We start from the raw sequence: 22,443 nt of genomic DNA, 5'->3' as shown, positions 1-22,443 counted from the left end.
TCGTTGCCACAGCTTGCTAAGATGATGCAAAGCGTAGCGAAGGAGTTGTATATGCCACAGAGGAATGATCACCGCCATTTTTACCGTATGATGGTTAATGCTGAAGTTAAATTGATGATCAACGACCCGGAGGCGGCGCGGGTATTAGATGGCGTGTGTCGCGATCTGAGCGCCTCAGGTATGGCGGTAGAAGTCGATGAACCGCTGGAGATGGGGACCTTAATCCGCGTACGTTTAGAATCGCCGGATGCCAGCGTGGCACCCTTAGATGCCACCGCTAAGGTGATGCGCTGCAGTCAGGAAAATGAAGACTGCTATCAGCTTGGGCTGGCTTTTCTGGAGTTGAATTAGGCTTAAGCAGCAGAATGACTGCCACAGCGGCAGTCATCCTGCGATAACTTAATAGATTTTGCAGATCAACCCTTTCAGATAATAGCCTTCAGGGTAAAAACTGGCGACCGGATGATCGCTGTCTTGTTGTAGGCGTTCAATAAACAAGCAATCCCGTTTCGCATCCAGCGCCGCATCGGCGACCACCTTCTGGAATAAGCTTTCTTCCATTAAGCCTGAGCAGGAAAAGGTAAACAACAGACCACCTGGCTTTACCAGCTGCATCGCCACCCGGTTAATATCCTTATAGCCACGACAGGCGCTATTAAGCTGGGCTTTGTTGTCCGCGAACTTCGGCGGGTCCAGTACCACGATATCAAAGGTTTTGCCTTGCTCCTGATACTGACGCAGCAGTTTAAACACATCGGCTTTTTGATTGCTCAGTTTGCTAAGATCTAACCGATTAAGTTCGGCATTACGCGCCGCGGTTTCTAGTGCCAAATCGGATAAATCCACATTAGTCACATGCTTAGCACCGCCCATCAGCGCGGCAACGGCAAAGGTGCCGGTGTAACTAAAGCAATTTAAGATGTTGGCATCTTTAGCAAAACGGCGCAGCGCCGCCCGGTTTACCCGCTGATCCAGATAAAAACCGGTTTTATGGCCGTTAACTACATCAACGACCAAGGTCATACCGTGCTCTTTAATCAACACCTCACCACTGTCACGTGGTAAATGTAGCCAGCCGGTTACCAGCGGCAGGCCTTCTTTTTTGCGCACATCGACATCAGAGCGCTCGTAAATACTGTGCTTTGGGAACACCTCCAGCAGAGCAGCGACCAGTTGTTTACGCTTGGCATCGGCACCGGCAGAGAGTAGCTGCACTACTAACACATCCTGATATTTATCGATAGTGATACCCGGCAGACCATCCGATTCAGCAGCCACTACCCGTAGCCCATTCGTCTCTTCAGTATTAAACAGGCTCTGCCGCAGTCGCCAGGCGCGCTGCAGACGTTGCTTAAAAAACGCCTGATCGATTTGTTCGTGTTGTTGAAAGCTCCAGATCCGCGCGCGAATTTGCGATGCAGGTGAGTAAGCGGCCCAGGCCAGCCATTCGCCTTTACTACTGAGTACAGCGACAGTATCTCCGCGATTCGGCGTATTATGGACTTTGGCGATGGCGTTAGAAAAAATCCAGGGGTGCTTACGATTGAGGGCTTTTTCGCGGCCTTCAGCCAGGATCACGGCCGGCACGGTGCTACTGTTGTTCATATTGGTTACTTCGCTATGCTAGACTAAAGGCCGTATTTTAGAGAAGTGGCCGGCAAAGCTAAAGTGAAATCGCTGCCCTAACGCGAGCTTAGCCAAATCTGCCGGTCGATTAAGGATCCTTATGGCTACTACGCTCCCTACCATTATGCAGGCAGTGTGTGTTGACTCGCCTGGCCGCGATAGTCAGCTGCGCTGGCAGGACTGCGCGCTACCAAAACTGAAACCGGGTGAAGTGCTGCTAAAAGTGGCGGCTTTTGGTATTAACCGTGCCGATTTGATGCAGCGTCAGGGGTTGTATCCGCCACCACTAGGCGATAGTACAATTCTGGGGCTAGAAGCTGCTGGTATTGTTGTTGCCGTAGCAGATGACAACCTGAGCCCTTTACTGGGGCAAGCGTTATTTGGCTTAGTGAATGGCGGCGGTTATGCAGACTATGTCGCCATACCGGCAGCGCAGGCAATGGCGGTGCCAGAGGGCTGGTCACTGCAACAAGCTGCGGCCACTGCAGAAACGTTTTTAACTGCTTATCAGTTATTATTTTTACTCGGTGAGGCAACTGAAGGCCAAAGGGTATTAATTCATGCTGGTGCCAGTGGGGTTGGTACTTCTGCTATTCAATTGGCAAAAGCCAGGCAGTTACAGATTGCCGTGACGGTAGGTACTGCTGATAAAGCGGCATTTTGCCGGCAGCTGGGCGCTGACATCGCTATTAATTACCGTGAGCAAGACTTTAGCGAGGTGTTGGCAGCCGCCTGGCCAGAGGGTGTGGCGTTGGTCTTAGATCCGGTTGCCGGCAGTTATCTGAACAGTGAGGCCAGTGTGTTGGCCGTTGACGGTAAGATTATTATTTACGCGATGATGGGGGGGCGAAAAATCCCGGAGTTTGACCTGAGTTTATTATTTAAAAAACGTGGTCAGCTGCTATGCTCAACGCTACGTAATAGAGATGCAGCCTACAAAGCTGAACTTACACGTCGCTTTCACGCTGATTTTGCAGCAGATTTAGCCGCTAAAACTATCGAGCCGGTGATCGCCGCAGTATTTAGCCGCGAAGAAGTTGAACAAGCACATCAGTTATTAGCCAGTAATCAAACCATCGGTAAGTTACTGGTTACGCTGGAATAGTCCTAAGGTTAACAAAGAGGAAGTTGAGCGGGATGTCAGTGAGTTTTGGAAAAGCGGCCTATGCCAAAGTAATACAACGTCTGATAGAGCGCATTTATCATCAGAGCCCGTTGCAAGACTCTATTTATGAGCAGGCCATCAAATGGTTCGACGAGAAAGACCTTCGGGACCAAAAAGCGACTGAGTTAGAGCAACAACTGTTTTTATTCGAGAACCGGCAACAACAATGTAAAAAAGGTGATCAGGCGGCAGTGGCCCGTAATCTGAAGCAAGCGGAAGAGCAGCATAAGACCTTTAGTGAGGAAATCGAAGAAGCGCGGTTTCAGCGCTATAGTGAATTGCTGTCGTTGTGCCGGGATATATTGTCACTGTGTCAGGGCGAGAACTTTGTTGATACCAACAATGCATCGGCCAAGATGTTGGGCACTATTCAGCTAATTTGTCCGACCCGCCGCCGCCATATTGCCCGCGAAAACCAAAAAGCCCGGCACTTATACAAAGCGGTGTTAAGTATTCGCTTGCTGGATCGCTTATTAATGGACGGTTTGATTGACCACCCCTTTATTCTGGAGCGCTATGAAGCCGGTAAAAGCGTACCTTACAGTGACGAAACGGAATATCACCCTTATCGGGATGACATCCAAATCCCGGTTCTGATGGCGGCTATTCTGCAGGATATCGGTCGCTGTCATCCGATTTGCCAGGGCATTTTAAAAGGGGCTGATGGTAGCTTCGATGAGTTTCGTGAGTTAGAAGCGGAAGAACGTAACACCTTTTTGCAAACCAGCTATACCGAGACGTTAAACTACGTGCAGGACGCGTTAACGGTAGGCCGCTATACCGGCCGTAGTAAAGAAGAGCGAGATCGCTTTGTGCAGGGCGAGATTGAAAAACGTGAGCTGATACAACTGCTGTTAAAACAAGCCGTCCGGCCACAGGATGTGCTGGGCAGTATCTTGCGTATCCCACAAATCTATACCGGTATGGTGCTGTCTACCCGCAGCAGTTACAACTATGAAGACTTACCAAAAGCGGCGCTGGCGCTGGAGAAAAGCGCTGAGCTGGGTAAGCTCAGTAAAAACAGTGTCGCCGCATTTTTACGGATCGTCGGGATGTTTCCGCAAGGCTATGGCATTACCTATATCCCAAAAGACTCCGATGGTAATGATATGGAGCGCTACGAGTACGCTATCGTCACCGGCCTTTATCCACCGGATTTTCGCACGCCAATTTGCCGCATGGTGACCTATAGTCTGACTTATCAGGCGTCGGCGCGCGGCTGTATTGTTAGTGCGGAAAACAATTTGTATTTTGCCCAAGGCCGCAAAAAGCTTGAAGTGGTGTCGGAAGAGCGGTTACTGGATATTTTGCGTAAGCTGGTTTACAACTTTGAAGAACGGATGGCATCGCCGTTATTACCGCGTTGCTGGCATCCGGATGATTACTTTTTAAATCAGAAGAATCAGAATCTTTGGAATAAAGCGGTGGTGAGTCAAAACTAAGTATTGGCACACCCGGCTTAATGGCCGGGTGTTTGCTGACTAGCTTTGGCAGCGCGCTCCAGGGTACTGTCGCTATCTGAGTGCAGATTGTCAGTAGGGGCTGCCGTTGTCGTAGTGTTGTGTCGGGTTTCAGTTGTCGCTGTGGTAGTCGTATCAGTGCTAACCCCGCTAACTAGCTCAGTATCTAGCTCAGTATCGTTTAGGTTTGTGCTGCTGTCCGCTGTGATCGCGTCATTGTCACTCAAGCTTGCATTATCGCCAGCAAGTGTACTCTCACTTTGCGCTGTAGCAGCTTCTGCTAGCGGCTCATCTTGCATCTGCTCTTTCACTAGTTGCTCATCTACCCGCGGATCCAAGGCTGCAGCCAGCGGAGACGATACCAGATCACCGGAAGCCAACTGGTAGTCTGAAGGTTGCTGTTCAGCCAGCAACCGCCGCGCCATTTTCTGGGTATAGTTAACCCGGGCTAACCGTAAGAACAGGATCAGACAACACACCGCCATATAACCATACAACATGGCGTTGCCGAGCATTTGCATCACAAAAGAGGCCAGCAATGGCCCCAGCGTCGCGCCAATACCAAAGGTCAGTAAGATCGTTGCGGATAAAGCGACCCGGTCTTGTTGTTCAATATTCTGATTAGCCAGCGCGGTTGCCAGCGGATACAGCGTAAACGCCAGGATACCGAAACAGAAAGTGGCAACCAGCAAGGCGATACCTTTTAATGGTAGCAGTGCAATCGCCAATACCAAAACACCGAGCAGGGCGCTGTTAAAGCGCAGTAAACGGCTACGCGGAATGCGATCGGAAAGTTTGCCCATTGGCCACTGTGCCAGTAATCCGGCCAGAATCGTTGCTGACATAAAGCTGGCAACTTCGGCTGTGCCCATACCTAAACCGGCTGCAAAGGCGGGGGCTAAGCCATAAAACGAGCCGGAAATGCCACCGGCAATTAAAATGGTGGTGAGTGATTGCGGCACCTTGCGCCAGAACGGCAAAATCTTTAGCGGGGCCGGATGCAGTGGCTGCGGGTGGATACGGCGGGTCAGCGCAATGGGTACAATACAGAGCGCATAACAAATGCCAATTAACAGCAGCGGCTTTAGGCCCAGCTCCGGGAAAAATGACAGCACCGTTTGCCCGGCCACCATACCGAAATAGGAGACGATCATATAGCCGGCAAAGACACTACCGCGCTGACTACTATCAGCTTGCTCGTTCAGCCAGCTTTCCAGCACCATATACTGGCACATCATACCGGTACCGACGATAAGCCGCAGCAACAGCCAGACCGGTAACACATCCGTTAACGCATGACACAATGCCGAAGCGGTAACAATACCGGCGCTGGCAACAAAGGTACGGATATGACCAACCCTGGCGATCATCTTATGACCGACTTTCGAGCCGACGACCAACCCAAAGTAGTAAGCCGACATCATGGCGCCGATCCACAGCTGTTCTACACCATCCCGCGCCAGCGATAACGCCAGATAGGTCGTTAGCAAGCCGGCGCCCAGCACCATAATCAGGGTGCTGGAAAACAGCGATGAAAAACTGCGAAACGGTGATGCCATCCTAAGCTCCTGTAAAGTCTTTTATTTAACGCGCATACCTGCGCTTGCACCCTGATCCGGCGTCAGCAGGAAGATATCGCTGCCGCCCGGGCCTGCGGCCAATACCATGCCCTCGGATAAGCCAAAGCGCATTTTGCGCGGTGCCAGGTTGGCCACCATCACCGTTTGCCGGCCTACCAGACTCTCTGGCGTGTAAGCGGCTTTAATACCAGCAAACACCTGCCGGGTTTCGCCGCCGCCGATATCCAGTTGCAGCTGTACCAGTTTGTCAGCGCCTTCCACCGGTTTGGCATCGACAATAGTCGCGACCCGCAAGTCAATCTTGGCAAAGTCATCAATACTGATGGTATCGCTAATGGGCTCCCGTTCGCCGCTAACAACGTTAACCTCAGCCTTGGCTGTTTCAGCTTTAGCGACGGTAACCGGCTCAGCAGTAGGTTGTAAGTTCTCTTTTGAGGCATCGACCATGGCTTGCACTTTTAGCGGGTCGACGCGCTGCATCAGCGCTTTAAAGGGGTTAATCGCATGGTTTAACAGTGGCTCGCGGTAATTAGCCCACAGCAGTTCAGTATTTAAAAAGGCTTCGCTGTCGCTGGCCATTTTCGGCAGCACTGGCTTTAAATAATGCATTAACACGCGGAACAGATTCAGGCCCATTGAGCAGACGTCATGCGCTTCCTGCTGCTTAGTATCATCTTTTGCCAGCACCCAGGGCGCCTTAGCATCGATATACTGATTGGCTTTATCGGCCAGCGCCATAATATCGCGGATGGCCCGGGCAAATTCCCGCTGTTCATAGCTTTGTGCAATGCTGTCCCCAGCGTTAATAAAGTCGGCGAACAGCTCCGGTTCACTCAGATTGGCAGAAAGCTTGCCGTCAAAGCGCTTAGTAATAAAACCGGCACAGCGACTGGCGATATTCACCACTTTACCCACCAGATCGGCGTTGACCTTCTGGGTAAAGTCTTCCAGATTTAAATCCAGATCGGTAATGCCGCTGGTCAGCTTAGAGGCAAAGTAATAGCGCAGATATTCCGGATCCAGATTATCCAGATAGGTGCGGGCCTTGATAAAGGTACCGCGAGACTTGGACATCTTGGCGCCATTTACCGTGACAAAACCATGGGCAAAGATAGCATTGGGTTTGCGGAAACCGGCGCCGTGCAACATCGCCGGCCAGAACAGACTGTGGAAGTAGATAATATCTTTACCAATAAAATGATACACCTCGGCGTCAGAATCCGGCGCCCAGTAGCTGTCAAAATCGATACCGGCTGTTTCACACAGGTGTTTAAAGCTGGCCAGATAGCCAATAGGCGCATCCAGCCATACATAAAAGAACTTGCCTGGTGCGCCCGGAATTTCAAAGCCAAAATACGGCGCATCGCGGCTGATATCCCAGCGCTGCAGGCCATCTTTAAACCATTCCTGCAGTTTGTTGGCCATTTCATCCTGCAAGGCGCCGCTACGGGTCCAGTCCTGCAGCATCTGGGCAAAGGCCGGTAAATCAAAGAAGTAGTGTTCACTGTCTTTCAGAATTGGCGTGGCACCGGATACGACCGAGCGCGGGTTCTTTACTTCGGTGGGGCTGTAGGTGGCACCGCAGACATCGCAGCTATCACCGTTCTGATCCAAAGCGCCGCATTTTGGGCAATCGCCTTTAACAAAGCGATCCGGTAAAAACATTTCTTTTTGCGGATCGTACAGCTGGCTAATGGTATCGCGCTTGATATAGCCGCCATCATTTAAACGCTGGTAAATCAGATTGGCAAAGTACCGGTTTTCGTCACTGTGGGTGGAGTGGTAATGGTCAAAGGCGATACCAAAGCCTGCAAAATCAGCCATATGCTCTATTTTGGTTTGCGCAATCATCTGCTCCGGCGTGATGCCTTGTTGCTGGGCTTTTAGCATAATAGGGGTGCCGTGCGCATCATCAGCACAGACGTAGTAACACTGGTGACCGCGGGCTTTCTGAAACCGTGACCAGATATCGGTTTGAATATATTCCAGCAGGTGTCCGAGGTGAATAGGGCCATTGGCATAGGGTAACGCACTGGTGATCAGAATTTTCCGGCTCGACATTGACGATTGCTCTTGAGAATAAATAACTGAAAAGATATGAACTAATGATACTATAACCGGCATTAAATCGCATCCGCACAAGCGGCGTTTCCCAACGATTTGTCAACAAAAGCGATTAGTTTACAAAAAAGCCTTTTAACGGAGTGACCATGTTTAACTGGCTAAAAAAGAAAACTCAGGCTAAAGATCAGCCCGCGCCGGACGCGAACGAGTTAAGCGGCGTTATTGAAGCTTTAAGAGCCAGACCCGCTGCTTTTAAATCGATTAAAACCATAGTTCTGGTGGCATCGGGTAAGGGCGGGGTTGGCAAATCTACCACCTCCGCTAACCTGGCGATGGCACTGGCAGCAATGGGTGTGCGCACCGGCCTGTTAGATGCCGATATTTATGGGCCTTCGGTACCCACGCTATTTGGTTTAACCGGCGAAAAAGTCACGTCCCCGGATAACAAATTAATGCATCCGCTACAGGCGCATGGTGTCTGTTTGCAGTCGATTGGCTTTTTGGTTGACCCGGAGCAGGCGTCAGTCTGGCGCGGCCCGATCGCCAGCCAGGCCTTATTGCAGTTACTGAATGAAACCCTGTGGCCTGAGCTGGATATTCTGCTGGTGGATATGCCACCCGGCACCGGTGATATTCAGCTCACCATTTCACAAAAGCTGCCGGTAACCGGTGCTGTGGTGGTGACTACACCTCAGGATCTGGCGCTGGCCGATGCCCGCAAAGCGATTACCATGTTTCAACAGGTGAAAATCCCTCTTCTGGGCCTGATTGAAAATATGAGTTTTTATATTTGCCCCAGCTGCGGCGCCAGCGATGATGTATTTGGCAGCGAAGGCGGGATAAAGCTGGCCGAGCGCTATCAGGTGCCGGTACTCGGCCAGTTACCGCTGCAAGCTGCGCTGCGGGAACAGGCCGATAGTGGTACTGCCTTAACGGCCGGAGATGCCAGCTTGCTGGAGTATTATCAACAAATTAGTCGTGCCTTGCTGTGGCAACTTACCGGTGCCAGCAGCCAGGGCGTGGAAATTGTTATAACGGATGATTAGTAATGAGATTATGTGACCGTGATATAGCCGCCTACCTGGCCGAGGGAAAAATCCGCATCAGTCCGGCACCGGATGCCGAAATGATTAGTGGCGTTAGTGTTGATATTCGGCTTGGCCATAAATTTCGGGTATTTCAGGCGCATACCGCGCCCTTTATCGATTTAAGTGGCCCCCGTGCTGAAGTCGATGCCGCCTTAAATGCGGTAATGAGCGATGAAATTGTACTGGAGGACGATGGTGTCTTTATTTTGCACCCGGCCGAGCTGGCGCTGGGTATTACGCTGGAGTCGGTAACGCTGCCGGCGGATATCGTCGGCTGGCTGGATGGGCGCTCGTCTTTAGCCCGTTTAGGCTTAATGGTGCATGTGACCGCGCATCGCATTGATCCGGGCTGGTCGGGTAATATCGTACTGGAGTTTTTTAACAGTGGTAAGTTACCGTTGGCGCTTCGACCTAATATGAAAATTGGCGCCCTGAATTTTGAATTGATGACGGGCCCTGCGGATAAACCGTACAACAAGCGCAGCGATGCCAAATATAAAGAGCAGAGCGGGGCGGTGGCCAGTCGTATTAGTCAGGATGACAAGACAGCGTTGTAACAATCGACCGCGCTAAAAAGAAAAAGCCCACGCAAAAACGTGGGCAGCAAGCTTATATAAAGCAAAATGAAGCGGGATGATTATGCAATAAAGCTGCATAGCTTGGCAATGCCGCCGGCGGCTTTTTTCCATCTTTAGTTGGTTTGTCGATAACAGACGAGCATTTTGTTAGCACACTTTGATAGCGAGGGAGATACAGCGATGCAATTATATGGTTCTCAGACTTCACCCTATGTCCGGCGGATCCGGCTGTTGCTGGCCGATACGGCGCATCAGTTTATCAATATGAATATTTTTGCCGAGGCGGATCGGCAGAAGTTATTGGCGCTGAACCCAACGCTAAAGATCCCGATGTTGCAGGATAACGACGAAATTATCTTCGATTCTAATGTGATCTACCGTTATCTGGCGGCGAAAATGGACCTGGCGCCACTGAGTTGGTATCAGGAAAATCAGCTAACGCTGATTAATGCAGTCAATGATTCGCTGGTCTCGCTATTTTTATGTACCCGCAGCGGTCTGAATACCGATGAAGATCGGCTGTTCTTTAATGCGCAAAAAGAGCGTATTGCCGCCTCAATGTTTGTGCTGGAGCAGCAGGCCGCTAATCAGGAGTTTGCCAACTGGCAGTATCCGGCGATGGCACTGTATTGCTTACTGGACTGGGTGATATTCCGCGAATTATTGGATCTGGAAGATTATCCGGCCTTGCTTGCGTTTCATGCCGCCAATCGACAACAAGCTGGCGCCGCAGTATCAGATCCGCGGCTAGCCTGAGTCAGAAGATAACGATATTCGGTGTATACGTTAACAATAGCATTATCGTAAAAATCGGATTGCTTTGTCACAAAAGTCTGCAAGGGTGTGATAACGCCCTTGCGCCACAATCAAACGCACAATGTTGACATCAATATTTAAGTAATCGTGTACTAACCCGTTTCGCATACCAATAATCTGGCGCCATTCTGACAACTCGTCAGCCGTAATCATGCCGTGCTGATGTAGCTGTGAGAAAGTTTGATAGGCGTCGACAGAGCTGTGTTGCTGATATCTTTTTAAACAATGCTTGGCTAGGCCAATACTCAATTCTGTTAGCAGTTGTAATAAACGTTCTATAGCCAGGTAGTCACGCCGGCGTAGTTCCCCCAGGGCTAAGTCTGCACGCAATTCATCTAATTGTTGGCAGTAGTCTTGTTTATGTTTGGCGGCTTCAGTTAAATAAAGCTTTAAGCCGGCATCTTTAAACCTCATGACTTGCTTCTCTTTGTTGATACTCAAATAAGCTATTAATCCGCGTTATTTCTTGCCATGCTCTTGCACTACCATCGCTATATATCAGTTGTCCGGTATCAATAATCTGATACGCCAGATAAATCGGCGCCTGGTTGATATCGACGATAGATATTTTGGCTTCAGACAGGGCGAGCTCTGCGGCCCAATCAAGTGCCAGACAGTGGGGACGATTGTAGCGCGCTAAGTTATCGAGTGCGAAATCATTAAAAGCAACAGCGAGATCATAATCACTGTCTGGCCTGGCTCGTCCTTGTACTCTTGAGCCATATAACCAGATAGCCCCAATATCCGCGTTTTGTTTTGCGAGCTGCGTAATTCGAGATATTGTCGGCTCAGAGTTAGTCATCAGTCTGAATAAAATAAGTTTTGATATAACAAGAGCGTATCAGAATAACAGGGTTATCGCCAGTTAGCTCACAGTTGCATATTCAGGAAAAATACCGGGCTTAGCGGCTGGCGGCTTTTAACAGCACGGGCTCAATCAGCACACTCTGGCTGTCATCTGATAGCCAGATTTGGCCTTCGCTGATATTACATTGCAGGTTCATACTGCGCTGTACCAACGTGGCCATCTGCTGCACACTTTGCTCCGAAATGTCCCAAATTGATAGTTGCTGATAGCGGCTTAGCGCACTTTGATTCGCCTGCCACCAAATCGGTACCACCCGGCCACCATAGCAATATAAGTGCACCTGTTTTGCCCGGCTACAGGCCTTTTTCAGCCATTTTTCATCGGCCTGACCAAATTCGACCCAGAGGTTAACGGTACCATCCAGCGCCAGATCCCATAGCTCTGCCTCGTCGCTTTCACTGCTTAGCCCCTTGGTAAATTGCAGGGTGTTACTGGCATTCAGTGCAAAAGCCAGTAAGCGCACCATCATCCGCTCGTTATTTTCCGACGGGTGCTGCGCCAGCGTCAGGCTGTGGTCTGCATAATAATGCCGATCCATATCAGCAATTTGCAGCTGAACTTTGTAAACAGTGGCTTTAAGTGCCATCAGATGCTCTTTTAGTCAGATACGAAAAGGCCGCAGTGTACAAAGCAGAGCGGCCTTTGGCAATGCGCTCAGTGGTGCTTTAGTCATTCAACCTGATGCGCTTTGGGGAGTTGTTATGTAATCTGCCCCAAATGGTTGTTCCTCCTTCGCTTTGGTATATACTAAAACCTCTTGGAGTGGGGCACTATGCGTTTGACTGAACAACAAATTATGCAAATTAAAGCCGTGGTATCTGCAGAGCTTGGCAGTCAGGCGACAGTGACGTTATTTGGTTCGCGGCAACGCGATGACCTCCGGGGCGGGGATATTGACTTACTGGTAAGCAGCACTAATGAAATCAGTCAGCCGGCTTTAGTTGCTGCCCGCCTGGAAGCTAAAATAATACAGCGTATCGGCATACAAAAAATTGATGTGTTATTACAAGCGCCAAATTTGCAACGCTCAGCAATTCACCAGATTGCGGCAAAGGGTATACCGCTATGACCACACTATCTGATGAACAGTTACGCCTGGCTTTTCTAATTCGTGTTATCGACAAGGAGCGGAAACAACTCGCAGTGACCTTGCAACGCTTATTTAATGCGCCACTCACACCCGAGCGTTTGCAGCAACTGGATACTGATCCATCGTTTTCCGAACAACTTGATGCTTTTGCCAGCCGTTTTGCCAGGTTACAAGACAACCTTGGTGATAAGTTGTTGCCGGCTACCTTGGCTGCATTGGGTGAGCACAAGGGCCCGGTCTTGGATAATCTAAACAAGGCGGAGCGTTTTGGTTGGTTAGAATCTGCTGAAAATTGGTTATTGGCCCGGCAACTGCGAAACAAAATGGTGCATGAATATATAGAAGACTTGCAGCTATTGGCTGATGCACTTAATAGCGCAGCTAACTTTACGCCGTTGTTAGAAAATTTTGCGATGCAATTGATTTCGGCGCTGGAACAACGCAATCTGCTTCCTAGTAATTCCTTTTAACCGCAAAGCCATAAAATTTCAGCTAAATTCAGCATCGAAGGCCTGACTCTGGTACGTAATCATGCCGGAGTCGGAAGCGGTGGTATTTTTTGTTGTGGTGTTGGGTGGTGGTGTAATTTTCGTTGGCGGTGTAACCTTCGGCGTTGTTCGGTTTCTTTGTTAGTTCCCGCATTGGTTAAGGAGGCAAGCGCTGATTATGGCTGGTTGTAAACGGATTAGTTTTGTTTTGATCTATGCTGTGTTTTTACTCACCAGTTGTTCGTTATCGCCTGCCAGCCCTCATTATCCGTTAGCCGAATCCAGTGCTTTAAATGTGACCTTATTAGCTACGTTACCAACTGAGGTTGATGAATCATCGGGCCTGGCAATGCGTGATGGTAGGTTATGGACACATAACGACAGCGGCCATGCCGCTACCTTGTATCAGTTATCCGAGGCTGGCGATGCGATTAGCCGACGGGTGCATATTAAAAATGCGGCAAATTACGATTGGGAAGCATTGGCACAGGATAGCGACTGGTTGTATATCGCTGATTGCGGTAACAATATCGGTGATCGCAGCTGGATGCAAATTTATAAAGTAGCCTGGCAAGATTTGGAACAGGCTGAGGACGGCGCCGAAGTGGTTGCGAAAAGAATCATGTTTCGGCTGGCAGATACCGAGCCGTCAACCCGTCCGCATGCCCATAACGATGATTGCGAAGCGCTGACGGTGGTGGGTGATGAACTGTGGCTGTTTACTAAAAACTGGCAAGATCGTCATACCCGGTTATACCGGCTAGATAAAACCACAGCAGTTCAGGAAGTGGTCAGTAGTGAGCGGTTTTTTACAAATGGTTTAATCACTGGCGCCGATTTTGACCCTGACACCGAACGCCTGGCGTTAGTCGGCTATCGATTAGGGTTTTTGAATGTGGCTGCTTTTATTTGGCAGCTTCCTATTGTTAATAATACGCCACAATGGGAATTGGGACAGTATCATAGTATTCGACCCACGCGGCAATGGGAGGCCATTCTGTGGCATCAGGGTGATCTGCTGCTAACCAGTGAAGCAAGCCTACTGGGCGGGGCTAGCCTTGGTCGTATAGCATTATAATTAGCGTAGCTGATGCCGAGTAAGCCGGCCCCTTGGTTACTTTCTTTTACGGCGCAATCTCAGGGCTAATAACCTGCACTTAAGATACCCGACTTAGCAGCTGCTGTAGCAGAGGTTTTTACTAAGCTGCAAGGGCAGTGCAGAGCCTAACTATTTGCAGCTGAACTTTGTAAACAGTGGCTTTAAGTGCCATCAGATGCTCTTTTAGTCAGATACGAAAAGGCCGCAGTGTACAAAGCACGGCGGCCTTTGGCAATGCAACTTTGCTTGGCTGTTACTTAGTGCTGGCTTGCTCGAACAACTGATTCACTTTATGCCAGTTAACTAACTGCCACCAGGCCTGACTGTAATCACCACGGCGATTCTGATAGGCCAGGTAATAGGCATGCTCCCACACATCCAGCGCCAGAATCGGCGCGCCGCGCTCCTCAACGACATCCATCAGCGGGTTGTCCTGATTTGCGGTTGACGTTACCTGTAACTTACCGTCTTTATTCACAATTACCCAGGCCCAACCCGAGCCAAAGCGGCTGGCCGCTGCCTGATTAAAGGCAGTTTTCATTGCATCCAATGAGCCAAAGTCACGTTCAATAGCTGCAGTTAAGGCAACTGAAGGTGCGCCGCCCTGACCAACCGGCGCCATTAACTGCCAAAACAGCTGATGGTTATAATGTCCACCACCATTATTACGCACCGCTGCATTAAAAGACGACATCTGCTGCATCATCTGCTCTAGGCTCAGCTCTGCCAGCTTTGGAAAATTTTCGACCTGCGCATTGAGGTTATTCACATACGCCAAATGATGACGGCCATGGTGAATTTCCATGGTCTTGGCATCAATTACCGGCTCCAGCGCATTGGCCGCATAAGGCAGGGGGGCCTGGGTAAAAGGGGTAGCAAAGGCGGATAACGAGGCCAATAATAAGGCAGCAGTGCTAACAGATTTCAGCAGGGTAGATTTCAACATACAGACTCCTTGAAAGAAAAAAGGCGAACAAAACAGCCATCAAAGCGGTTCAGACCGTGTTCAACTCGTTGAGTTCAAATTAAAATACGACCATAAACCGAATTGGGATTAGTTTGACTTTCTTTATACAGGAAATTAACGGACATACCTTGGTTACTGCGATTTACAGTAGCCTGATTGAGAAAGTGCAGAGACGTTATTTGCCAGAAAACTGCCGCTGGAATGCGCTTAAACCGGAATACTGTATATTGGGGTGTATTTGGGGCGGTCTGGACGTCTACAGTATTTAGAAACAAAAAAACCTGTTTTACAACAGGCCTTTAAATGGTCGGTACGGCGGGATTTGAACCCACGACCCCTGACACCCCATGACAGTGCGCTACCAAGCTGCGCTACGTACCGACGTAGGGCGTATCATAATGATTTCGGTATGAAATGCAATGCGCTTTTGTGTAACTGCAGCTTTTTTGCCCAGCCTTGCTGCTCCGATGTTTCAGACAAAGTTATTGCAGTGCTGGCGAATTCTGTCTGAAAGAGTAGAATACGCCTCTTTATAATAATTAGCAGTGTTGTAAGCTTGTGAGCGACATCCAGAACGATCCTTTTGCCGATATCCGGCCTTATCATGACCATGAAGTTCAAGCCGCTATTGGCCGGCTGATTGCCGATCAGGAATTTATTGCTGCCATTTTGCATTACCGCTTTCCGCATCTGGCCGGTAGTTTTGGCTGGTTGCTTGCGCCGGCGGTCAAGTTTTTCCTCAAACGCAAATGGGCCAAGCTGCGCTCCATTGCGCAGGTGCAGCTGCAGGTTGCCGCCTTTATGGAGCGGATGCTAAAAACCTCGACTACCGCCATGACCTTTAGCGGGATAGAACATTTAAAGCCTGGTCAGGCGTATCTGTTTATCTCCAATCATCGCGATATTGCGATGGATCCGGCGCTGGTTAACTGGTGTTTGCATAAGCATGGCTTTGATACGGTACGGATCGCCATTGGCGATAACCTGCTGCGTAAAGCCTGTGCGACCGAGCTGATGAAGCTGAATAAAAGCTTTATCGTCAAACGTGGCGCCAAAGGGCCGCGGGAAATGCTGAAAAACCTGTCGCAACTCTCGGCCTATATCCGCCATTCGCTGGATGAACAGCAATCTATCTGGATCGCGCAAAAAGAAGGCCGCGCCAAAGATGGCAATGATGAAACCGATCCGGCAATTCTGAAAATGTTTTATATGGAAGGCAAAAAGCGCGGTGACAGCTTTGCTGACTATATGCGCCACCTGAATATCGTGCCGGTCTGTTTATCGTATGAGTTAGATCCCTGCGATCAGGATAAAGCCAGAGAACTTTCTCACAAACAGCAGCATGGTAATTACCAAAAAGGCGAGTTTGAAGATATCGATGCCATTATCAAAGGCATTGTCGGCTTTAAAGGCCGGGTGCATGTTGCTTTCGCTAAACCGTTAACTGATATTCCGGCGGATGCTGACGCGCTGGCCGCGATGATTGATCAGCAGATCTGGCAAAACTATAAACTGTTTCCGGTTAATTATCTGGCCGCAGGTGACAGCGCCAAAGCCGATGCCGCACAGCAGGCAAGCTGGCAACAAAGGCTGGATGCGTTACCGCCGGAGTCGCAGCCGTTTTTAACACAAATGTATGCTGCCCCGGTGCTGAAACAGCATGCACAAGCGGCTGAAAGGCCGGTAGCTAACGCCTGATGGGCTATCTCGTTGGTGTTACGCTGTTATGGGCGTTTTCATTTAGCCTGATTGGCGTGTATCTGGCCGGGCAGGTCGATGCCTACTTTGCCGTTCTGACCCGGGTGGCGCTGGCACTGTTGGTATTTTTACCCTGGTTGCTGCGTTATCCGATAAAAGCCAGCTTGGCGCTGCAGCTGGCCGCCCTTGGTGCGGTGCAACTGGGGCTGATGTATCTGTTTTATTATCAGTCGTTTCTGTTGTTGTCGGTACCACAGGTACTGGTATTTACCATCTTTACCCCGGTTTATATTACGCTGCTTTACGATGTGCTGGCCGGGCGCTTTCAGCCGCGCTTTTTACTGGCGGCGGCAATGGCGGTAGTGGCAGCGGCGATTATGCGTGATGGCATGCCGGCACCGGATTATTGGCTTGGCTTTTTGGTGGTGCAGGGCGCTAATTTGTGTTTTGCTGCCGGGCAGGTTGGTTATAAACGGCTAATGCAGCAAGGTGGAGCGCCTGCCAGGTTGCAATACCAGCAGTTTGGCTGGTTTTATGTTGGGGCACTGCTGGTGGCTCTGCCGGCTTGGTTTATCCTCGGCACAGCCCAATATCCGGTTAATGCCACGCAGTGGGCTGTATTATTATGGCTGGGGCTAGTGGCCTCCGGCGGCGGTTATTACTGGTGGAATAAAGGCGCCAGTCTGGTCTCCAGTGGCACCCTGGCCGTAATGAATAATGCACTGATCCCGGCGGGCTTGCTGGTAAATCTGTTAATTTGGAACCGCAGCGCCAATCTTTGGTCTCTGGCTTTGGGCTCGGTAATTTTGCTGGCGTCGCTTTGGTTATGCCGGCCAGACAGGAGTAAACCGATATGGCACGACAGGTCACCTACTTATACAAAGGGCAACGCAAAGTGATTGCCTTTAGTTTTGATCGCTTTCGCGACCCTTATGAAGCCGCCGCAGCGGAAGAGGGTATCGACTTAACGCAGTTTCTGGCAATGGAAAAGCAGTTAATGCAAACCGCTAAAGATAAGTCGGCAATTAAAAACTATCGATTACAAACATTTAGTAAATTTGGGTTTGCAGAGATCGCCTTTGTGCGCGAGAATCCGCCAACAGAAGAATAACAGGCTGCGCGATCCTATTCGATTGCCGCAGCGTATCAGCCTACAACCAATGAGTTTTGTTATGAAAATTACCGCAAATTTTGACAGTGGCAATATCGAAGTTATCAATGCCACCGATCCGAATAATATTCAACTGGCGATCCGTAAAGACAATATGTCGGATTTTTACCAGTGGTTCCATTTTCGCTTAAACAGCCCGCATGCCCAGGTGCATAAACTGCACATTACCAATGCCGGCACCTCGGCCTATCCGGATGGCTGGAAAGACTATCAGGCAGTGGCCTCTTATGATCGGCAGAACTGGTTCCGGGTCGAAACCGAATATGACGGCAATACCCTGACCATTACCCATTATCCGGAAGCCGAGTCAGTTTATTTCGCTTACTTCGCGCCTTATAGTTACGAGCGGCATATGGATCTGCTGCATCAGGCACAAAACGACTACAACTGTCAGCTGGTTGAACTGGGCGAAACCCTGGATGGCCGCGATATGAGCATGCTGGTAGTCGGTGAGCCGGATGACAGCAAAAAGAAAGTCTGGATCATTGCCCGGCAACACCCCGGTGAAACCATGGCCGAGTGGTTTGTCGAAGGCTTATTAGATCGCCTGCTGGATGAAGATGACGGCGTAGCGCGTAGCCTGCTGGCCAAAGCCGTGTTCTACATCGTACCTAATATGAACCCGGATGGCAGCGTGCGTGGTCATCTGCGTACCAACGCCGTTGGCGTTAACCTAAACCGCGAATGGCAAAATCCAAGCATGGAACAGAGCCCGGAAGTATTCCTGGTGCGCCAGAAGATGTTGGAGCTGGGACTGGATATGCTGCTGGATGTGCATGGTGACGAAAACCTGCCGTACAACTTTGTTGCCGGTGCCGAGGGCGTGCCTTCTTATAACGCCAAAATGGCGCAGTTAGAAGCCAGCTTTAAGCAAGCGCTGTTGGCGGTAACTCCAGAGTTCCAAACCACTTACGGCTATGATCGCGATGAGCCGGGCAAAGCCAATTTAACCGTGTGTTCAAACTGGGTAGCCGAGCAATTTAAAACCCTGGCTTATACGCTGGAAATGCCGTTTAAAGATAACGCCAACCTGCCAGATGAAGCCTATGGTTGGTCAGACGTACGTTCAATGAAACTGGGACAAGATTGTTTAACTGCCATTTTGGCCGTAGTTGATGATCTTGGTACTAAATAATTCAGTAACAACTCAGGAATAACAGATGGCCATTATTTCCTGCCCGGTGTGTGAGCACCGGGTATCAAATAAAGCGGAACAGTGCCCGAAGTGTAAAACTGACTTAACGGCAGCGACACCGGAGAAACTGGCCGCGCAACACCGGGATCGGATGCTCAGACAGTCACAATCACTGATGAATCAGTCGATGTTGGCGTTACTGCTGTTTTTAGCCGGTTTTGGTATTTTATACTGGTGGCAGCCAGAAACGGGTAGTTATAACGAGTACGTTTCTACTGCCGCTATTGCGCTGGGTTTTTGCTGGTATGTTGTATGCCGCGCCCGCATTATTTGGTTAAAGCGTAAGAAGTAGTATGGATTTTAATGCACTGGTCAGCGCGATGACGCCTGACACCTACGAAAAACTGGCGCAGGCGGCCGAAACCGGCCGCTGGGCCGATGGCACGCCCTTGTCTGACGAGCAAAAAGCGCACACCCTGCAACTGGTGATGGCGTATCAGGCCAAGGTATTAAAATCAGACGAGATTTTTACCGTTGGCGCCGATGGCCAAATTGTCCATAAATCCAAAGCTGAATTGAAAAAGCAATTTTCTGATCCTGCCGCTATCGCAAGGTTTTCACACGATGATCTTTAAACGCTGGTTTAAACCCAAATGGCAACATCAGGATGCCGCAGTACGCCTACAGGCGCTGGAAAGTCTGGATCCGCAAAATACCGAACATAAAAACACCCTGCATGAGCTGGCCTTTAATGATGGCGCCGAAGCGGTGCGCAAGGCCGCGTTACATCGCTTAAATGACTTTTCGTTATGGTGGCAAGCCAGTAAGCAAGATGCCGCCGAGCGGCTGAAACTCTATGCTGAGCAACAGCTGGTGCAGCAATTACTGACTGGCAAAGTCGATTCTGCATTAAAACATAAGTTTATCGAACAGTGTCAGCGCAGCAGTATTCTGGAGCAATTGGCGCTGCAGGATAACGATGCGACCCTGCGTTTAAGTTTATTGCAGCGTTTGGGCCGGCAGGATCTGCTAATGCAAAGCCTGCTGGATGCGACTTTCCCGGTGGCTTGTAAAGCGCAATTGCTGTCAGCGATCCAGGATGAAAAGCAGCTGGAAAAACTCAGCAAACAATTGCCGGGCGAATTAGCTAGCCAAGCTGAACAACAACTGCAGAAGTTGCAACAAGACAAGCAGCGGCCGGTTAAGTTGCGTAAAGAGTTAACCTTACTGCTGGCAAAATTAAACGCCCTGCGTGAACGGTCACAACTTGCCGACATCCCTGCGCTGCAACAGCAACTGGCGGCGGAATGGCAGCAACTGGCTGCTGATTTGCCGGTATTGCCAGATACCGAAGCCGCGCAGTACCAGGAAAAGTACCAACAGTTACAACAAAAGCTCGATACCTGGCTAAGCCCTAAGCTGGCAGCGCTGGCTGCTGAGCAGCAACGCTTGGCTGCACAACAGCAGGCCGCGGCGCAGCTTAAGCAACTGACAACCGCGATCGCGGCGTTACAGCAGCAAATTAGCGCCCAGCTGGCTAATCTTGCAGACTTCAGTGCCCAGCAGCAAGGACTATTACAGCAAGCGCATCAGGAGCTAACACAAGAGGTGGCTAGCTCGACGCTAAGTGCAGAGCAACAGTCCGGTTTACAGCGGGAGCTGACTACACTGGCGGCACAATTGCAGGCACTGCCGGCTGCAGCCGATACGTTGCAGCAGTTAACCACTTTGCTTAACGATTTTGCTGCTCAGGCACTACCCGCTACAGCGGCGGAATGTGACCAAGCGGCGGCGCAGCTGCAACAGTTTAAACAGCAATGGCGACAAAGCGTGCAGCAATTAGGTTTGCCAGTACCTGCCGACTTGGCAGCACAGCAGCAACAATTGCAGCAGCGCTGGAAAGCCACCCTGACTGAATTACAGCAGCAACAGCATAAACAATTACGCCAGTTACGCAGCAAATGTGCTGAGTTTAAGCGTTTGCACGGCGCCGGGCGCTTTAAAGTGTTGTTTGGGCTATACAAAGGCTTGCTTAGTGACTATCAGCAACTGGATAGCTCAGCGCAGCAGCAGGCAGAGCGGGATTTTAACGAAATTACCGCCTTGTATCAGGAATTAAACGATCTGCAGCAGTATATTGCCACGCCGCGTAAACATGAAATGTTGGCGCAAATGCAGCAACTGGCGGCAGAGCCAGTCGAAGATGCCAAGCAAAGAGCAGAGCAGGTAAAACTGGCGCGCGCAAACTGGAACTCGCTGGGTAAAGCCGATCCGGCAGCGGATGATAACCTGAACCAGGCCTTCGACGAGGCCTGCGAAGCGGCATTTGCGCCTTGCCGGGAGCTATTTGCCAAACAAGATGCCGAGCGGGCAGCGCATTTAGCGCAGCGTCAGCAAATCCTGACTGAACTGGCGTTATTGTTACACACTGAAATGCCGGAAAAAGCCCTTGAGCAATCACTGCGTCAGCTCACTCAACGCTGGCGTGAGGCGGGGGCGGTAAAACGCCAGGATTATCAGGCGTTACAGCAGCAATATCAGCAGTTAAATCAGCAATTACGCGCAAAATTAACAGCAGCCCAGCAAGTTCAGGCCGCGGCTAAGCAAGCCTTAGTGGCTGAGGCGCAATCCGCGTTATCACTGCCAGATCAGGGCCAAACCGCTACGGTATTAAAAGAGTTACAGCAGCGCTGGAAGCAGCTGGGTTTTGCCGGTAAGCAGCAGGATCAGGCGTTATGGTTAGAGTTCCGCGCGCTGTGCGATGGCTTCTTTAATCAGCGCCAGGCTGAACATCAAGCGCAGCAGGCGGCACAGCAACAAGCCTGGTCAACGCTGCAACAGCAATTGCGAGATATCGCAAAGGCCTTAGCAGACGCGACAGAGCTAAGCACGGTACAACAACTGCAACAGCAACTACAGCAGCTAACCTTGCCGGATCTGGCCGAAGCCCGTGCTGCCCGTGAACAACTGGCAACGGAGTTAAGCAGTAAAGCCGCCAGCTTGCGGCAGCAGAAGCAAAAAACCGAGTTAAACCAGTTATTCGAAGCCTTGGCTGCAGGCCAGTGGCGTCCAGAGCTGGTACCTGCCGGTTATCGCGATGCGTTGCAGGGCGCAACACCGCCACTTAGCCGGCGCGAACTAACGGTAGCCTTAGAGCTGTTAACCGGGCAGGGCACAACCCAGGTTGAACCCGGCGAAAAGCAACAGGTGCAGTTAGCGCTGTTATCAATGAAGCATAATGGTGGTCAGCAGGTTAATGCCGAGCAATTACTGCAACACTGGTTGGCACACGGCCCAGTCGCAGCAAATGAGCAACCGTTATTACAACGCGTCGCCGCATTGTTTTAACCAGTCTACGACTCCGTTACGAGTCGTACCGGAGTCGCTCCTGCGATATCTAATCGCGCACATATCCAAATGATACACTGCACTACGACTCCGGTATGCTTGTCGTACCGGAGTCGCGATCTGCGATAGTGGGATTGGTAGCTTTAGTTGATGTAACAGCCAGCTTGTGGCGGAGAAAGACGCTTTGAGCGAATTGCGGCTG

At 50.4% G+C, this 22,443-nt stretch carries 23 protein-coding genes and 1 tRNA gene; 16 read left to right on the top strand and 8 right to left on the bottom strand.

What is annotated here, in order from left to right:
* Positions 1 to 51: 51 nt before the first annotated feature.
* Complete coding sequence (locus tag AGRI_RS03475; protein ID WP_008983621.1) at positions 52 to 351, top strand: PilZ domain-containing protein; 300 nt, start codon at positions 52 to 54, stop codon at positions 349 to 351.
* A gap of 48 nt (positions 352 to 399) precedes the next feature.
* Here the strand turns inward: AGRI_RS03475 and AGRI_RS03470 are convergent, their stop codons facing one another.
* On the bottom strand, positions 400 to 1,605 hold the full coding sequence (locus AGRI_RS03470; RefSeq protein WP_008983620.1) for a class I SAM-dependent rRNA methyltransferase: 1,206 nt from the start codon (positions 1,603 to 1,605) through the stop codon (positions 400 to 402).
* A gap of 121 nt (positions 1,606 to 1,726) precedes the next feature.
* On the opposite strand from AGRI_RS03470, the gene AGRI_RS03465 reads away from it, so the two are divergent.
* Together AGRI_RS03465 and AGRI_RS03460 are read left to right on the top strand one after the other, a co-directional pair.
* Positions 1,727 to 2,731: an NAD(P)H-quinone oxidoreductase gene (locus AGRI_RS03465; protein ID WP_008983619.1), complete on the top strand. Its 1,005-nt coding sequence runs from the start codon at positions 1,727 to 1,729 to the stop codon at positions 2,729 to 2,731.
* Positions 2,732 to 2,763: 32 nt separating this feature from the next.
* A complete protein-coding gene (locus tag AGRI_RS03460) occupies positions 2,764 to 4,233 on the top strand; it encodes a hypothetical protein (protein WP_008983618.1) in 1,470 nt (489 codons plus the stop codon).
* Between the two features lie 17 nt (positions 4,234 to 4,250).
* On the opposite strand, the gene AGRI_RS03455 is transcribed toward AGRI_RS03460, so the two are convergent.
* Positions 4,251 to 5,810 carry an MFS transporter gene (locus AGRI_RS03455; RefSeq protein ID WP_008983617.1) on the bottom strand — a complete coding sequence of 520 codons (1,560 nt, stop codon included), beginning with the start codon at positions 5,808 to 5,810 and terminating at the stop codon, positions 4,251 to 4,253.
* 21 nt (positions 5,811 to 5,831) lie between these two features.
* Positions 5,832 to 7,892, bottom strand: coding sequence for a methionine--tRNA ligase (gene metG / locus AGRI_RS03450; RefSeq protein ID WP_008983616.1), 2,061 nt, complete (start codon positions 7,890 to 7,892; stop codon positions 5,832 to 5,834).
* Between the two features lie 149 nt (positions 7,893 to 8,041).
* On the opposite strand from metG, the gene apbC reads away from it, so the two are divergent.
* The 3 genes from apbC to AGRI_RS03435 all read left to right on the top strand — a co-directional run bounded on the left by apbC (position 8,042) and on the right by AGRI_RS03435 (position 10,317).
* Positions 8,042 to 8,941: an iron-sulfur cluster carrier protein ApbC gene (gene apbC / locus AGRI_RS03445; RefSeq protein WP_008983615.1), complete on the top strand. Its 900-nt coding sequence runs from the start codon at positions 8,042 to 8,044 to the stop codon at positions 8,939 to 8,941.
* A 2-nt stretch (positions 8,942 to 8,943) separates the two neighbouring features.
* Complete coding sequence (gene dcd, locus AGRI_RS03440) at positions 8,944 to 9,540, top strand: dCTP deaminase (protein WP_008949292.1); 597 nt, start codon at positions 8,944 to 8,946, stop codon at positions 9,538 to 9,540.
* Positions 9,541 to 9,741: 201 nt separating this feature from the next.
* The gene (locus AGRI_RS03435; protein ID WP_008983614.1) at positions 9,742 to 10,317 is read left to right on the top strand and encodes a glutathione S-transferase family protein; all 576 of its coding nucleotides are present in this window, start codon (positions 9,742 to 9,744) and stop codon (positions 10,315 to 10,317) included.
* Positions 10,318 to 10,359: 42 nt separating this feature from the next.
* Here the strand turns inward: AGRI_RS03435 and hepT are convergent, their stop codons facing one another.
* The 3 genes from hepT to AGRI_RS03420 form a co-directional block, all read right to left on the bottom strand.
* Entirely contained in the window at positions 10,360 to 10,791 is a 432-nt protein-coding gene (gene hepT / locus AGRI_RS03430; RefSeq protein WP_008983613.1) for a type VII toxin-antitoxin system HepT family RNase toxin, read from the bottom strand.
* The gene (mntA, locus tag AGRI_RS03425; protein WP_008949289.1) at positions 10,781 to 11,179 is read right to left on the bottom strand and encodes a type VII toxin-antitoxin system MntA family adenylyltransferase antitoxin; all 399 of its coding nucleotides are present in this window, start codon (positions 11,177 to 11,179) and stop codon (positions 10,781 to 10,783) included. Before mntA ends, hepT begins: the two co-directional genes overlap by 11 nt.
* A gap of 100 nt (positions 11,180 to 11,279) precedes the next feature.
* Positions 11,280 to 11,831 carry a YaeQ family protein gene (locus tag AGRI_RS03420; RefSeq protein WP_008949288.1) on the bottom strand — a complete coding sequence of 184 codons (552 nt, stop codon included), beginning with the start codon at positions 11,829 to 11,831 and terminating at the stop codon, positions 11,280 to 11,282.
* A gap of 186 nt (positions 11,832 to 12,017) precedes the next feature.
* Between AGRI_RS03420 and AGRI_RS03415 the strand changes: the two genes are divergently transcribed.
* The 3 genes from AGRI_RS03415 to AGRI_RS03405 all read left to right on the top strand — a co-directional run bounded on the left by AGRI_RS03415 (position 12,018) and on the right by AGRI_RS03405 (position 13,901).
* On the top strand, positions 12,018 to 12,314 hold the full coding sequence (locus tag AGRI_RS03415; protein ID WP_008983612.1) for a nucleotidyltransferase domain-containing protein: 297 nt from the start codon (positions 12,018 to 12,020) through the stop codon (positions 12,312 to 12,314).
* Positions 12,311 to 12,805, top strand: coding sequence for a hypothetical protein (locus AGRI_RS03410; RefSeq protein ID WP_008983611.1), 495 nt, complete (start codon positions 12,311 to 12,313; stop codon positions 12,803 to 12,805). Before AGRI_RS03415 ends, AGRI_RS03410 begins: the two co-directional genes overlap by 4 nt.
* A 196-nt stretch (positions 12,806 to 13,001) precedes the next feature.
* Positions 13,002 to 13,901 carry a hypothetical protein gene (locus tag AGRI_RS03405; RefSeq protein ID WP_008983610.1) on the top strand — a complete coding sequence of 300 codons (900 nt, stop codon included), beginning with the start codon at positions 13,002 to 13,004 and terminating at the stop codon, positions 13,899 to 13,901.
* A gap of 274 nt (positions 13,902 to 14,175) precedes the next feature.
* Here AGRI_RS03405 and AGRI_RS03400 read toward each other — a convergent pair whose 3' ends face one another.
* Both AGRI_RS03400 and AGRI_RS03395 read right to left on the bottom strand, forming a co-directional pair.
* Positions 14,176 to 14,868 carry a superoxide dismutase gene (locus AGRI_RS03400; RefSeq protein WP_008983609.1) on the bottom strand — a complete coding sequence of 231 codons (693 nt, stop codon included), beginning with the start codon at positions 14,866 to 14,868 and terminating at the stop codon, positions 14,176 to 14,178.
* A 325-nt stretch (positions 14,869 to 15,193) separates the two neighbouring features.
* Positions 15,194 to 15,270 (bottom strand) — tRNA-Pro (locus tag AGRI_RS03395).
* 177 nt (positions 15,271 to 15,447) lie between these two features.
* Here AGRI_RS03395 and AGRI_RS03390 point away from each other — a divergent pair.
* The 7 genes from AGRI_RS03390 (at position 15,448) to AGRI_RS03360 (ending at position 22,241) form a co-directional block, all read left to right on the top strand.
* Complete coding sequence (locus AGRI_RS03390; protein WP_008983608.1) at positions 15,448 to 16,587, top strand: 1-acyl-sn-glycerol-3-phosphate acyltransferase; 1,140 nt, start codon at positions 15,448 to 15,450, stop codon at positions 16,585 to 16,587.
* Positions 16,587 to 17,486 (top strand): EamA/DMT transporter family protein, encoded by a 900-nt coding sequence (locus AGRI_RS03385; RefSeq protein ID WP_008983607.1) that lies wholly within the window; start codon positions 16,587 to 16,589, stop codon positions 17,484 to 17,486. The genes AGRI_RS03390 and AGRI_RS03385 overlap by 1 nt, the downstream gene beginning before the upstream one ends.
* Positions 17,441 to 17,698, top strand: coding sequence for a DUF2960 family protein (locus AGRI_RS03380; RefSeq protein ID WP_008608438.1), 258 nt, complete (start codon positions 17,441 to 17,443; stop codon positions 17,696 to 17,698). The genes AGRI_RS03385 and AGRI_RS03380 overlap by 46 nt, the downstream gene beginning before the upstream one ends.
* Before the next feature lie 61 nt (positions 17,699 to 17,759).
* A complete protein-coding gene (locus AGRI_RS03375) occupies positions 17,760 to 18,893 on the top strand; it encodes a M14 family metallopeptidase (RefSeq protein WP_008983606.1) in 1,134 nt (377 codons plus the stop codon).
* A gap of 25 nt (positions 18,894 to 18,918) precedes the next feature.
* Positions 18,919 to 19,245: a hypothetical protein gene (locus AGRI_RS03370; RefSeq protein WP_008983605.1), complete on the top strand. Its 327-nt coding sequence runs from the start codon at positions 18,919 to 18,921 to the stop codon at positions 19,243 to 19,245.
* Position 19,246: 1 nt separating this feature from the next.
* Positions 19,247 to 19,528: a YeaC family protein gene (locus AGRI_RS03365; RefSeq protein WP_008983604.1), complete on the top strand. Its 282-nt coding sequence runs from the start codon at positions 19,247 to 19,249 to the stop codon at positions 19,526 to 19,528.
* On the top strand, positions 19,518 to 22,241 hold the full coding sequence (locus AGRI_RS03360; RefSeq protein WP_008983603.1) for a DUF349 domain-containing protein: 2,724 nt from the start codon (positions 19,518 to 19,520) through the stop codon (positions 22,239 to 22,241). The genes AGRI_RS03365 and AGRI_RS03360 overlap by 11 nt, the downstream gene beginning before the upstream one ends.
* The last annotated feature ends 202 nt before the right edge of the window (positions 22,242 to 22,443 follow it).

This window comes from Alishewanella agri BL06 (assembly GCF_000272005.1).
Classification (GTDB): Bacteria; Pseudomonadota; Gammaproteobacteria; order Enterobacterales; family Alteromonadaceae; genus Alishewanella; species Alishewanella agri.
This window is presented reverse-complemented; position numbering and strand designations above follow the sequence as displayed.